We start from the raw sequence: 13588 nt of genomic DNA, 5'->3' as shown, positions 1-13588 counted from the left end.
GCGGGCTCAGCGGAACGGCAGGCCGCCGCGGCCGCCCATGCCGCCGAGCATGCCCTTCATGCCGCGCATCAGGCCCTTCATGCCGCCGCCGGCCATCTTGCTCATCATCTTTTCCATCTGCTGATACTGCTTCATCAGCTTGTTGACGTCGGCCGGCTGGGTACCGGAACCGCGGGCGATGCGCGCGCGGCGCGAGCCGTTGAGCAGGCCCGGGTTGCGCCGCTCCTTCTTGGTCATCGAGCCGATGATGGCGATCATCCGCGGCACGTCCTTGTTGCCGGCGACCTGCTGCTTGAGGTGCTCGGGGATCTGGCCCATGCCCGGCAGCTTGTCCATCAGCCCGGACAGGCCGCCCATGTTCTGCATCTGCTCGAGCTGGTCGCGCATGTCGTTGAGGTCGAACTTCTTGCCCTTGGCGACCTTCTCGGCCAGCTTCTGCGCCTTGTCCTTGTCGACCTGGTGCTCGACCTGCTCGACCAGCGACAGCACGTCGCCCATGTCGAGGATGCGGCTGGCCAGGCGGTCGGGATGGAACACGTCCAGGCCGTCCGGCTTCTCGCCGACGCCGATGAACTTGATCGGCTTGCCGGTGATGTAGCGCACGCTCAGCGCCGCGCCGCCGCGGGCGTCGCCGTCGGTCTTGGTCAGCACCACGCCGGTCAGCGGCAGCGCCTCGCTGAACGCCTTGGCGGTGTTGGCCGCGTCCTGGCCGGTCATCGCGTCGACCACGAACAGGGTCTCGACCGGGGTGATCGCCGCGTGCAGCGCCTTGATCTCCTCCATCATCGCCGCGTCGATGGCCAGGCGGCCGGCGGTATCCACCAGCAGCACGTCGACGAAGGACTTGCGCGCGTCGGCAATGGCGGCGCGGACGATGTCCACCGGCTTCTGCGAGGCCTCGGACGGGAAGAACAGCACCCCGACCTGCTCGGCCAGGGTCTTGAGCTGCTCGATCGCGGCCGGGCGGTACACGTCGGCCGACACCACCATGACCTTCTTCTTGCGCTTTTCCTTCAGGTGCTTGGCCAGCTTGCCGACCGTGGTGGTCTTGCCCGCGCCCTGCAGGCCGGCCATCAGCACGATCGCCGGCGCCGGCACGTTGAGGTTGAGGTCGCTGGCGGCCGAGCCCATCACCGCGGTCAGCTCGTCGCGCACGACCTTGATCAGCGCCTGGCCCGGGGTCAGGCTCTTGAGCACTTCCTGACCGACCGCGCGGACCTTGATGCGCTCGATCAGCGCCTGCACCACCGGCAGGGCGACGTCGGCCTCGAGCAGCGCGATGCGCACTTCGCGGGTGGCTTCGCGGATGTTCTCCTCGGTCAGGCGACCGCGGCCGCGCAGGCGCTGCATGGTGCCGGAGAGGCGTTGGGTGAGGGATTCGAACATGCGGGCGGGTCGCGGACGGGAAACGGCCGTCGATTATAGCCGGGCGCGCCGGCGATCCCCGGCGGCGCCGTCACGGCGGCTGGCCCGATATGCGAAACTGGCGCGATGCTCATCACCGTCCTCGCCGCCCTGCTGTACCTGGCCGCCACCGGCCTGCTGATCGCCGCGGTGGTGCGCGACCGGGTGGACCGCAGCCGCGCCTGGCTGTGGCCGGCGCTACCGGCGGTGGCCCTGCATGCGGGCTATCACGTGCAGGTGGCCCTGCACACCGCCGGTGGCCCGGACATGCACTTCTTCGCCGCGCTGTCGCTGGTCAGCCTGGGCATGGCGCTGATGACCGCCCTGGTCGGCGCCAGCGGGCGCATGGCCGCGCTGGGCGTGGTGGTGTTCCCGCTGTCGGCGGCGCTGCTGCTGGCCTACCACGGCTACGGCCACGAGCCCGCGCCGGTGCTGGACTGGCGGCTGCAGTTGCACGCCTGGCTGGCGCTGCTGGCCTACGCCACGCTGGGCATCGCCGCCCTGCTGGCGGTGATGCTGTGGCTGCAGGAACGCGCGCTGCGACGCCGCGACTTCCATCCATGGCTGCGCGCGCTGCCGCCGCTGACCGCGCTGGAGACGCTGCTGTTCCGCACCATCGTGGTCGGCTTCATCCTGCTGACCCTGACCCTGCTGACCGGGGTGCTGTTCGTGCAGGATTTCCTGGCGCAGCGGCTGGTGCACAAGACCGTGCTCAGCGTGCTGTCGTGGATCGTGTTCGGCGCGCTACTGTTCGGCCGCTGGCGCTACGGCTGGCGCGGGGTCAAGGCGGTGCACTGGACCCTGGCGGCAATGGTGCTCCTGCTGCTGTCGTTCTTCGGCAGCAAGTTCGTGATCGAACTGGTGCTGGGACACGCGCAGTAGCGGCCCCCGTCTTCCCGTAGAAGCGGCTTCAGCCGCGACGGGTGACACCGGGAAAGGCCCGGTCGCGGCTTCAGACACGCCTGCGACGTCCCACGCCTCAACCGCCGCCCTGCTCCGCCAACGCCGCCTCCACCGCCGCCCAGTCGGCGCCGCGGCCGACCTCGGCGAAGCGATAGTCGATGCGGTGCCGATAGACCTGGCCGGGACGCAGGATGCAATCGGGAAAGCCCGGCTGGTTCGGCGCGTCCGGATAGCCCTGCGGCTCCAGGCAGATACCACGGCCCAGCGCCGGATGCTGCCGGTCCAGGCCCTGGCCTTCATAGAGTTGCACCGCCGGCATCGGACTGACGATGCGCATGGCCACGCCGCTGTGCGGCGAATACAGCAGCGCGGTGCAATCGTGGCCCTCGGCCAGCACCAGGCAGTGGTCGTAGCCGGCGCTGAGCGACAGTTGCGGATCGGCGGCGATGTCCTTGTCGGCGATGGCACGCGCCTGGCGGAAATCGAACGGCGTAGCGGCCACCGTGGCGATCTCGCCGCGCGGCAGCAGCGCCGCATCGCGCACCGGCAGGTAACGGTCGGCCGGCACCCGCAGCCACTGCGCCGCGGCGGGCACCGCGGCATCGCCGGCCAGGTTGAAATAGGGATGGTGGGTGAGATTGAGCGGGGTCGGCGCATCGGTCTGCGCGACGAACTCGACGCTCAGGCAACGGTCTTCGACGCGGTAGGTCGCCTCCACCGACAGGTTGCCCGGATAGCCCTCCTCGCCGGCCGGCGAGTCGTAGCGCAACTGCAGCATGCGCTCGGTCTGCGCCGACACCGTCCACACCCGGCGGCCGAAGCCCAGCGCGCCGCCGTGCAGATGGTTGGCGCCCTCGTTGGCGGTGACCGCGTAGTGCCGGCCATCGACGGTGAAGGCCGACCCGGCGATGCGGTTACCGAAGCGGCCCACCAGCACGCCCAGGTAGGCCGGGTCCTGCAGGTAGTCCTGCAGCGTCGGCAGCCCCAGCACCAGCTCGGTATCGCCGTGCGTGCCCTGCAGGCGCAGGCTGCGCAGCAGGCCGCCGTAGGTCAGCAACTCGGCGCGCAGGCCGTCGCCGCTGTCCAGGACCATGCGCTGGATGGCGGTACCGTCGGGAAGATGACCGAAGAGCGAGGACATGCAGGAGCCTTGGAAGTCGGTGCGCATGCGCGGGGTCCGCAGCATAACCAGCGAGGGCGCGACACGGCCATCGCCGCGCGAGCGCCGACAGCGCGCTGTGCGATACCGCGCACGTTCTGGCAACACACCGCGTGCGGCGCCGTGCCGCGCATTGCAATTCCGATATGGCGGCCTCGCATTTGGGCATTGGTTCGCCCTCCACGTGTCTTCTATGCTCGGGAGCGGGGCACACCGGGGACAGGCGCGGAAGCGATCGTGCCGGGGGGTGCGCGCCCCGAATGCGGCAGCGCCTGGGCTTCATGGCCAAGGCCGCGCGCCGGCCGTCACTCCCACGCGACGCTGGCGACGGCGCCGCCCTACCCGACAAGGAGCTCCCGATGCGTTCGCCCCGTTTCCTGCAGCAGCGTGCGGCACACTGGCGACGGTTGCCGCTGATCGCCGCGACGCTCGGCCTGGCACTGGCCGCCACACTGGCGCAGGCCGCCGACGTCGAGGTGCGCGGCACGCTGCGTGCCGACCGCCCTGGCGCCGCGGTGTCGCGCCACCTGTTCGGACAGTTCGCCGAGCATCTGGGCAACGGCATCTACGGCGGCGTCTGGGTCGGCCCGGACTCGAAGATCCCCAACACCCGCGGCTACCGCAACGACGTGGTCGCTGCGCTGAAGGCGCTGGACGTGCCGGACATCCGCTGGCCCGGCGGCTGCTTCGCCGACGAATACCACTGGCGCGACGGCATCGGTCCGCGCAACCAGCGCCCGACCAGCGTCAACACCCACTGGGGCGGCGTGGAGGAACCCAACAGCTTCGGCACCCACGAGTTCATGGACCTCACCGAACTGCTCGGCACGCAGGCGTACGTGGCCGGCAACGTCGGCGACGCGGCGCCGGACGAGATGGCGCAGTGGGTGGAATACATGACCGCGCCCACGCGCTCGACCCTGGCCGAACAGCGCCGCCGCAACGGCCGCCAGGCCCCGTGGAAGGTGCCGTTCTTCGGCGTCGGCAACGAACTGTGGGGCTGCGGCGGCAACATGCGCGCCGAGTACGCCGCCGACGTGTTCCGCCGTTACCAGACCTTCGTCAAGGCGCCGGCCGACCAGAAGATCCTCAAGATCGCGCCCGGCCCGAACGAAGACGACTACCACTGGACCGAGGTGATGATGCGCGAGGCCAGCAAGTTCATGGACGGCCTGAGCCTGCACTACTACACCGTGCCCGGCGGCTGGCCGCCGCGCGCCTCTTCCACCAGCTTCGACGAGGCGGCGTGGATCGAAACGCTGTCGCGCACGCTGCGGATGGACGAGCTGATCAGCAAGCACAGCGCGATCATGGACAAGTACGACCCGGACAGGAAGGTCGCGCTGGTGGTCGACGAATGGGGCACCTGGTACAAGGGCCTGCCCGACGTGAACCCGGGTTTCCTGCACCAGCAGAACACCTTGCGCGATGCGCTGGTGGCGTCGCTCAACCTGGACATCTTCGTCCAGCATGCCGACCGCGTGCGCATGGCCAACATCGCGCAGATGGTCAACGTGCTGCAGGCGATGATCCTCACCGACGGCGACAGGATGCTGCTGACGCCGACCTACCACGTCTTCATGCTGTACAAGCCGTACCAGGACGCGACCGCGCTGCCGCTGCAGATCAGCACGCCCGACTACCGGCATGCCGGCTATACGGTGCCGGCGGTGCACGGCTCGGCGGTGCGGGCCAAGGACGGGCACGTGTACGTGGCGCTGACCAATCTGGACCCGAACCGCAGCGCCGACGTTACGGTGCAGGTCGACGGCGTGCAGGCGCGCGGCGTCGACGGGCAGATCCTGACCGCACCGACCATCGACGCGCTCAACACCTTCGCCCAGCCGCAGGCGGTACGCCCGGCCGCCTTCGCCGGCGCGCGCGTGCAAGGCGACACGCTGCAGGTGGCGCTGCCGGCCAAGGCGATCGTGATGCTGAAGCTGCAGTAGCCCCAGGCCATTGCCGCGCTCCTAGCCCCTCTCCCCCCGGGAGAGGGGTTGGGGTGAGGGTCGGCCCGCGCAGCGCAGCCACTCCTCGCCAATTCCAAAAAGGGATTTGGATTCCTATGCGGCGCGCCGCGCTGCGCGACTAGTCCTGCGCGTCGGTCAGCAGCGCGAACAGCGATTGTCCATCCGGCGCGATCAGGTCGCTGACCGCCCAGCAGCCGTTGCCGCGGCGCTGCAGTTCGATCTTGACCGACTGCGCCCGCGCGGCACGACCGCCGAGCGCCAAGCGGTAGTCCATGCGCACCTCCACCACGGTGGCCTGCGAACCGCCCGAGACCAGGGTGAAGGTCGGCGCGCCCTGAATGTCGCCGTCCTGCGCGCTGGTCCACGGGTCGAAGTCCAGCCGGCACACGCCCTCGCGCGCCGCGCAGCGCTGGTCGGCCTGCAGCGCGTGCGCAAAGGATGGGGTCAGCAAGCCGTCCAGGCTTTGCGGCTGCCAGTAGAAATCGCGCGCCTTGTACAGGCGCTCGGCCATCTGCAGCGGCGTCGCGCATGCCGGCGGCTGCGCGGCGGCGAGCGTCGGCGACAGAGCAAGCAGGGTCAGGAGGACAAGACGGCGATGCATGGGTGGCTCCGGCGATCGGGGCCGGCTATGAAGCCCGGATCGCGGCGCCAACGCAAGCGCGGACAAAAAAAGAGGAGCCGGCGAACCGGCTCCTCGTTCTCCTGCCGCATTGCCAGATGGCAACGCGGCTCACGCGGCCTTGACCGGCGCATAGCCGTCGAAGGTCATGCTCGCCGATGCCCGTCCCTGGGTCAGCGAACGCAACGCCGTGGCATAGGCCTGCAGTTGCGCCAGCGGCGCCTGCGCGACCACCTCGGCACGGGAGCCGCGCTCTTCGATCGCCACGACGCGTCCCTCGCGCCGCTGCAGATCGCCGAGCACGTCGCCGACGCTGTGCGCAGGCGCATCGATCGCCACCGCCATCACCGGCTCCAGCAGCAGCGTGCCGGCCTGCGCCAGCGCCGCCTTCACCGCGTCCGAAGCCGCGCGCTGGAACGCCATGTCCGACGAATCCACCGCATGCGCCTGGCCATCGACCAGCACCACCTCCACGCCGACCACCGGATGACCGAGCGGGCCTTGCGCCAGCGCCGCACGCGCCCCCTTCTCGGTGGCGGCGACGAAGACCTTCGGCACCACCCCGCCGCGGCTGCGGTCGACGAAGGTGACCGCACCGTCCGCGCGCGGCAGCACATCCAGCACCACCTGCGCGAACTGGCCCTGGCCGCCGTTCTGCTTGGACAGCCGTGCCGCCACGCCCAGCGCGGCCGCGCGCGGCGTTTCCTGGTAGGCCACGCGCGGCGCACCGGTGCGCACGTCCACGTGCCACTCGCTGCGCAAGCGCTCCACCATCACCTCCAGGTGCAGCTCGCCCATGCCCCAGATCACCGCTTCGCCGGTCTCCGGATCGCTGTCGACGCGGAAGGACGGATCCTCCTGCGCCAACCGCGCCAGGCCATGGCCCAGCCGCACCAGCTCGGTCGCGTTGGCCGCGCCGAGCCGCCACGCCAGCACCGGCGGCTGTGTGCGGATGCGTTCCAGCACCCACCGCGCCTGCACGCCGCTGAGCGTCTCGCCGCTGACCGCGTCCTTCCAGCCGAGCACGGCGACGATCTCGCCGGCCTGCGCCTGCGCCACGTCGTGGGTGCGCTGCGCCTGCACCACCGCCAGCCGCCCGACCCGGCGCGGACGCCGCGCATGCGACGTCCACACCGTGTCGCCGACGCGCAAGGTGCCCGAATACACGCGCACGAAGGCCAGCGGCCCCTGCGCGGTATGCGCGAACTTGAACACCAGCGCCGCCAGCGGACCGGACGGATCCGGCGCCAGCAAGGTGTCGGGTCCGTCCTCGGCGCCGGCATCGGTGTCCGTGTCAGCCCGGGCGGCGACCGGCGGGCGGTCCAGCGGCGACGGCAGCCAGTCGACGATCGCGTCCAGCAACGGCTCGATGCCCTTGCGCTTGAACGCCGAGCCGGCCAGCACCGGCACGCCGGCGCCGGCCAGGGTGGCCCGGCGCACGGCGGCGCGCAGCAGCTCGGCGTCGATCGCGCGTTCCTCGAGATAGGCCTGCGCCAGCGCCTCGTCGTGCTCGGCCACCGCGGCGATCAACTGCTCGCGTGCATCCGCGAACGTGACCACCTCCTCGGTGTTCCAGGCGCGCGTGTGCAGTTGCCCCGCGTCGTCCCAGCTCAGCAGGCGGCCGTCGACCAGGTCACTCCAGCCGTCGAAGCCGGAGTCGCCCGACACCGGTACGCCGACCGCCCAGACCTTCGCGTCGAGCTTGCTGCGCAACTGCGCCAGCACGCCGTCGAACGAGGCACCGGCACGGTCCATCTTGTTGACGAACGCGAGCATCGGCACGCCGTGGCGGCGCGCTTGCCGCCACACGGTTTCGGATTGCGGCTGCACGCCGTCGACCGCGGAGAACACCGCGACCGCACCGTCGAGCACGCGCAGCGAGCGTTCCACTTCGATCGCGAAATCGATGTGTCCGGGGGTATCGATCAAGGTCAGGCGATGCGCCGGCCGCCCGTCCGGCGCCCACTGCACCTGCACCGCGGCCGCACCGATGCTGATGCCGCGCGCACGTTCGATGTCCGAGAAATCGGTGGTGGCGGCACCGTCGTGGACTTCGCCCACACGATGGATCGCACCGGCGGCCCACAGCAGGCGTTCGGTGAGGGTGGTCTTGCCGGCGTCGATGTGGGCGATGATGCCGAGATTGCGCCAGCGGGAAAGGGTGTTTGTGTTCATGAGAAAGACTCCGCATTGCCAACACGGGGGACGCCGCATGCCCCGGTTGGCGAGGCGGGCATGCGGCTAGGTTTCGGGTTCGGCGGCGTAGTGCATGGCACGTTCTCCTTGGCGTGTCGGAATGGTGGAACAGCGAAAAACAGGCAATAAAAAAGCACCCATCGGGTGCTTGTCTGCGGCGGATCGGCGATGGCCGGCGTTAGCGCACGGCGTCGACCACTCCTTCAGGCAGGCGCACCCGGCCTGCGCTGACGCGCAGGGCGTTGGGCAATATCAGCAGCGGTGCGTGGGCCATGGCGGCGTGGACGTTCGGGTGGAAATGTGGCCGCAAGTCTGAACCTGTGCGAGGGCCCGGTCAATGCGGGCGGCGCGGTGCCGCTGGAACGGTCAGAAGCGCTGCATGCAACGCTGACATGGCTGGAGGCACTGCCAGCGGTACAGAAGCGCACGGCCATGCATGCCCGTCCGGCGCCACGGGGCGGGACATTTCAATTGGACCGCCCCGATCGTCGCGCCGGTGCGGCAGATGCCTCTGCCGGCACCGACATGACGTGCGCCTCACCAACCGATATTAGTGTTCTGGACCAACCCGGCCGCGGCGTTGGGGCCCTTCCAGAGCACGTTGCCCATCGCCACGCCGTACTGGCCTGCGCCCCAGAACAAGGATTCCTTGCCACTGGAGCGGCAATGGTTGCCGATGATGCTGACCCTTGAAATGTTGTTGAAGAACATCGCGGTGTCGCGCGTATTGTTGAAGATGTTGTTGTGGACGGTGATGTCGTGGATGCGGCCGACGGTGTCGGAGACCACCGACAACTGGAAATCGCCGCCCTCGAAGGTGTTGTCGGCGAAGGTGATCGAGTTTGCATCCTGGCTCAACGAGCACAACACCGTGCCGGGCGGTCCGGACAGCCAGTTGCCGATGCATTTGACATAGGAACTGTTATTGGTGATCTGCACCGAGGCCACCTTGACCTGATCGATCACGTTGTGCGAAATGTTGATCTCCAGGCCGTGGTCGACGTAGACGCCAATGCCTGCACCGGCCGAGGCGAGAATCGAGTTGTTGACGATTCTGACGCCCTCCGGCTGCGCCGACGTGGACCCCAAATAGACGCCCCCGCAACCAAGCATGTAATTGCCCTCGACGAATGAGTTGATGCCGCCGTCGCGGTTGTAGACCGCATAGTCGCCGATGGAATTGAAGAAGCACTCGCGGATCTGGTATCCCTCGCCGCCGACGCAGTGAAAGCCGTTGGACAGGAACCGCGAGAACGCCACGCCGCGGATCAGGATGGTGCGGTCGTCGGGACGGTCCGGTGCGGAGTACGCGTATTCCACGCCATTCTGCGCGCGATTCATGCCATCCAGCCCCAGATCAAACAGCGCGGCGTTGCCGCCGAGCACGTAGACCAGAGCTACGTTGGTGGGAAAGTTCTCGCCGGCACGAATGGCGCAGTTCTGTCCAGAGCCGGCCACCACGAACCCCGCCGCGCTGTTGACCTTGCTCTTCACGAACAGCGGAAAATCGACCCGATAGGAGCCCGCGGGAAAGAACACGTAGCCGCCATCGGTCCCCACGCTGTCCAGGGCTGCCTGGATCGCCGGCTGGTCGTTGGTCGCGCCATCGCCGACTGCGCCGAAATCCTTGACGTTGACGATCGGGGAAGCTGTTGCCGCCGCCTGTGTCGTGTTGGCGCCGGCCACGTCCACGCCAGCCAGCGCCGCCACCCCAGCCATGCCGCCCAGCCCCACAAAGCGGGAAAAATCGCGGCGCGACATTCCGGCCGGGGGCCGCTGTCCATTCGAGTTCTGTTGCATGTCCATCTCTCGTTTTGGTGAAAAAGGGCGTTGTGGAGAAAGCCGCATCGGCGGCATCACATGTGATCCCAAAAACGTTTCAGCCGTCACCCGTCAACGATCGCGATCGCGCCGTGAGCCAGCGATGCGCTGTCAGCGACAGCCGGCGTCAAACACTCCAGATCTCGCCGAACACCCGTTCGAAATTCGCTCCCAGCACCTTCTCGGCCACCCGGGCACTGTAGCCCTGGCGCAGCAGCGCGTCGGCCACGCGTTCGAGCTTGCGCGGGGTGTTGGCGTCGGGCAGGTAGGGCAGACGGTTCTCGCCCGGGGCGCCGATGCCGTCGCGACGGCGCTGCACCAGGTCTTCCTCGAAGGCGCGCCGGTCCTGCTCGGTGGCCGGGAAGAACAGCGAATCGGTACCGATGCCGACATGGTCCTCGCCGCACACGTCCAGTGCGTGCAGCAGGTGGCGCATGTAGTCGGCCAGCTGCGGTTGGCGGCTGTCCTCGGTCAGGAACGGCAGCATGTACACGCCCATCACCCCGCCCTTGTCGGCCAGCGCGCGCAGTTCGGCGTCCGGCTTGTTGCGCGGATGCGCGAACACTGCGGCGCAACCGGCATGGGTGATGACGGGCGGACGCTGCGACAGCGCAATGCCGTCGCGGGTGGTCTGCAGGTTGCAATGGCTGAGATCCAGCGCCACGCCGAGCCGGTTCATGCGCGCGATGGCGTCGCGGCCGAGCGCGGTGACACCGCCCGTGTCGCCGTCCAGGCAGCCCACGCCGAACGGCGTGGTGCGGTTGTAGGTCAGTTGCATGACCCGCACCCCGAGCTGGCGGAACAGGTCGATGCGCGCGGGCTTGTCCTCCAGCATCGCTGCCGATTCGAAGGAGAAGATCAGCGCGACGCGGCCCTCGCGCTTGGCGCGGCGCAGGTCGGCCGGCTGCAGCACTTTGAGGAAATGCTCGGGATAGCGCTCGACCAGCGCCTGCGCGGCGGCGATGTCCTGCACGGCGGTCTCGAAGTCGCCGGCCGCACCGCCCAGCGTGGTCTTCAGCGCCGACACGCCGGAGTCGCGCAATTGCTGCAACAGCTGCGGTGCATCCGGGCCATCGAATACCTGCCCGATCGAGGCCAGGGCGTTGGCGTCGAGCACCAACGCACGCCGGTACAGCGCGTCGGCATCGTGCGCACGGGCAGCGGCGGCGCCCGCGATGGCGGCCCCGGGCAGCACGCCGGCCACTGCACCCACGGCAGCGGCGCCCAGGCATTGCCGCCGCGTCCATCCCTTGCTCATCGCTTCGCTCCCCGGTGCGTCCTGCGGTGTCGGCCCGCATGCGTGTACGGCCTGCGCCATGCGCGCGCCAGGCACCATACCGCAACGCGCCCCGCCCCACCATGTGAGGCGCGGCCGCATGGATTTCATCGCCACGGCCTCCTATCATCCGCCGACACTTCCAGGACGGCCGCCCATGACCACCCCGCAGATGTCGGTGTATTTCTTCCTGCAGGCGGCGGTGATCCTGCTGGTGTGCCGGCTGGTCGGCCTGCTGGCCAGGCGCCTGGGCCAGCCGCAGGTGGTCGGCGAGATGATCGCCGGCGTGGCGCTGGGGCCGTCGCTGTTCGGCGCGCTGCTGCCGGACCTGCAGCAGGCGCTGTTCCCCAAGCCGACCCTGGACATGCTGTACGTGGCCGCGCAGTTCGGCGTAGGCCTGTACATGTTCCTGGTCGGCACCGATTTCCGCGGCGAGCACTTCCGCACGCGCTACCGCAGTGCGATGGGCGTGTCGCTGGCCGGCATCGCCGTGCCGTTCGTGCTCGCCTTCGTGCTGGCGCCGTGGCTGCTGCACGTGCCCGGGCTGTTCTCGGCCAAGGCCAAGCTGCTGGAGGCGTCGCTATTCCTGGGCGCGGCCATCGCCATCACCGCGTTCCCGATGCTGGCGCGGATCATCCACGAGCGCGGCCTCACCGGCAGCCCGCTGGGCACGCTGGCGTTGACCGCCGGCGCGGTCGACGACGCCGCGGCCTGGTGCATCCTCGCGCTGGTGCTGGCCAGCTTCGGCGGCAGCTGGGGCAGCGCCTATCTGGCGATCGGCGGCGGCGTGGGCTACGCGCTGTTCATGCTGCTCGTCGGCCGCCACTGGCTGCGCCGCCTGGCCGACCACGTGCGCCCCGAGCAGCCGCTGAGCGCCGGGGTGCTGGCGGTGGTGCTGATGCTGTTCTGCGTCAGCGCCTGGGCGATGGACGCGATCGGCATCCACGCGGTGTTCGGCGGTTTCCTGCTCGGCGCCTGCCTGCCCAAGGGCGCACTGACCGAAAAGCTGCGCGAGCAATTGCAGCCGTTCGTGGTGGTGTTCCTGCTGCCGATGTTCTTCACCTTCTCCGGGCTCAAGACCGAGCTGAGCGTGCTGCTGGACCCGCAGATCCTGCTGGCCGCCGGCGCGGTGCTGCTGGCTTCGTTCCTGGGCAAGGGCATCGCCTGCTGGGCGGCGGCGCGGATCAGCGGCGAGACCAACCGCAATGCGATGGCGATCGGCGCACTGATGAACGCGCGCGGCCTGATGGAGCTGATCATCATCAACATCGGCCTGCAGGCCGGGGTGATCGAACAGGGACTGTTCTCGATCCTGGTGCTGATGGCCATCACCTCCACGCTGATGGCCACCCCGCTGTTCAACTGGGTGATGCGCCGCGCGGGCGGCGACGCGCTGCCGGCGGTGGCGGGCGGGAGACCCTGAGGCGCGCACGCGTTCGGCGGCGCGTCGCCGACACCGCGCACGGACGCAGGAAGCAACGCGGCGTCAGAGCGGCATCAGCCGCCACAGTCCATAGGGATTGGCGAACAGGTCGCCGGGCTGGAACTGGCTGCTGGCTTCGGCCTGGATCCGGTAGCGCGGCGCATCCGCCGCGACCGAGAAGGTATGGCCGGCGCGCACGTCGGGCGCTTCGTTGAACAGGTAGCAGGTGAAGGTGTGCAGCAGGCCGACCGGGTCGGATGCCGCCTGCGCCGCGACGATCGCGTCCTTCATGCCGAACTGGTGCATGCCGCAGGAGTAGACCTGCTCGCCGGTGATGTTCAACACATAGGCGCGGTGGGCGCTGCCTAGCGACAGGTCCGCGCACAGCTGCCGCCAGTCGGCGGGGCTGTGGGCGACGCCGCTGCTTTCCACCTTCACCCCCAGGCCACCGGCGTCCAGCAACGCCGCGGCCGCGCGCATCATCGTCTCCGCACGCACCCGCGAGCCGCCGGCACCGATCAGGTAGACGACGGACGCATGCGTCCCGATGCGCGCCATGTCGGCCGAGCCTCGCCAATGCGGGCCGGCGGCGGCGAACGCGGCGGCCATGCGCGCATCGTGCGGTTCGTACTGCAGTTCGCATGCCTGGCCGCTGTCCATGTGCATCAGCACGTGCCCGGCGAACAGGTAGCCGCCGCTGTCCTGGACGATGCGCGCGAGCAGGTCCGCGCGATCCGGCCATGGGCCGGGAATGCAGAGCACGATCTTGGGAGGTTCGATCACGGGTAGCGGCTCCTTGCCGTCAGGTGGGAGCGAG

General features: G+C 69.3%; 10 protein-coding genes. 3 read left to right on the top strand and 7 right to left on the bottom strand.

What is annotated here, in order from left to right; translation table 11 throughout:
- Positions 1-6 precede the first annotated feature (6 nt).
- Complete coding sequence (gene ffh, locus CEK69_RS01820; protein WP_152238411.1) at positions 7-1386, bottom strand: signal recognition particle protein; 1380 nt, start codon at positions 1384-1386, stop codon at positions 7-9.
- A gap of 105 nt (positions 1387-1491) precedes the next feature.
- Here ffh and ccsA point away from each other — a divergent pair, with 105 nt between their 5' ends.
- The gene (gene ccsA, locus CEK69_RS01815; protein ID WP_017910279.1) at positions 1492-2286 is read left to right on the top strand and encodes a cytochrome c biogenesis protein CcsA; all 795 of its coding nucleotides are present in this window, start codon (positions 1492-1494) and stop codon (positions 2284-2286) included.
- A gap of 97 nt (positions 2287-2383) precedes the next feature.
- Here the strand turns inward: ccsA and CEK69_RS01810 are convergent, their stop codons facing one another.
- Positions 2384-3448 (bottom strand): aldose epimerase family protein, encoded by a 1065-nt coding sequence (locus CEK69_RS01810; protein ID WP_193313858.1) that lies wholly within the window; start codon positions 3446-3448, stop codon positions 2384-2386.
- Between the two features lie 377 nt (positions 3449-3825).
- Here CEK69_RS01810 and CEK69_RS01805 point away from each other — a divergent pair, with 377 nt between their 5' ends.
- A complete protein-coding gene (locus CEK69_RS01805; protein WP_226975003.1) occupies positions 3826-5415 on the top strand; it encodes an alpha-L-arabinofuranosidase C-terminal domain-containing protein in 1590 nt (529 codons plus the stop codon).
- Positions 5416-5554: 139 nt separating this feature from the next.
- On the opposite strand, the gene CEK69_RS01800 is transcribed toward CEK69_RS01805, so the two are convergent.
- From CEK69_RS01800 to CEK69_RS01785, 4 genes are all read right to left on the bottom strand, one after another.
- Entirely contained in the window at positions 5555-6037 is a 483-nt protein-coding gene (locus CEK69_RS01800; RefSeq protein ID WP_152243442.1) for a hypothetical protein, read from the bottom strand.
- Positions 6038-6166: 129 nt separating this feature from the next.
- Entirely contained in the window at positions 6167-8230 is a 2064-nt protein-coding gene (fusA, locus tag CEK69_RS01795) for an elongation factor G (RefSeq protein ID WP_152243440.1), read from the bottom strand.
- A gap of 558 nt (positions 8231-8788) precedes the next feature.
- Entirely contained in the window at positions 8789-10051 is a 1263-nt protein-coding gene (locus CEK69_RS01790) for a glycosyl hydrolase family 28-related protein (RefSeq protein ID WP_193313857.1), read from the bottom strand.
- A 148-nt stretch (positions 10052-10199) separates the two neighbouring features.
- The gene (locus CEK69_RS01785) at positions 10200-11330 is read right to left on the bottom strand and encodes a membrane dipeptidase (RefSeq protein WP_226975002.1); all 1131 of its coding nucleotides are present in this window, start codon (positions 11328-11330) and stop codon (positions 10200-10202) included.
- 175 nt (positions 11331-11505) lie between these two features.
- Between CEK69_RS01785 and CEK69_RS01780 the strand changes: the two genes are divergently transcribed.
- On the top strand, positions 11506-12771 hold the full coding sequence (locus CEK69_RS01780; protein ID WP_017910272.1) for a cation:proton antiporter: 1266 nt from the start codon (positions 11506-11508) through the stop codon (positions 12769-12771).
- 63 nt (positions 12772-12834) lie between these two features.
- Here CEK69_RS01780 and CEK69_RS01775 read toward each other — a convergent pair whose 3' ends face one another.
- Positions 12835-13554 carry a DUF4261 domain-containing protein gene (locus CEK69_RS01775; RefSeq protein ID WP_226975001.1) on the bottom strand — a complete coding sequence of 240 codons (720 nt, stop codon included), beginning with the start codon at positions 13552-13554 and terminating at the stop codon, positions 12835-12837.
- Between the last annotated feature and the right edge of the window lie 34 nt (positions 13555-13588).

Source organism: Xanthomonas sp. LMG 12462, assembly GCF_009192885.1.
Lineage (GTDB): Bacteria > Pseudomonadota > Gammaproteobacteria > Xanthomonadales > Xanthomonadaceae > Xanthomonas_A > Xanthomonas_A sontii.
Note: the sequence above shows the minus strand (reverse complement) of the source record. Positions and strands in the feature narration are given on the sequence as shown.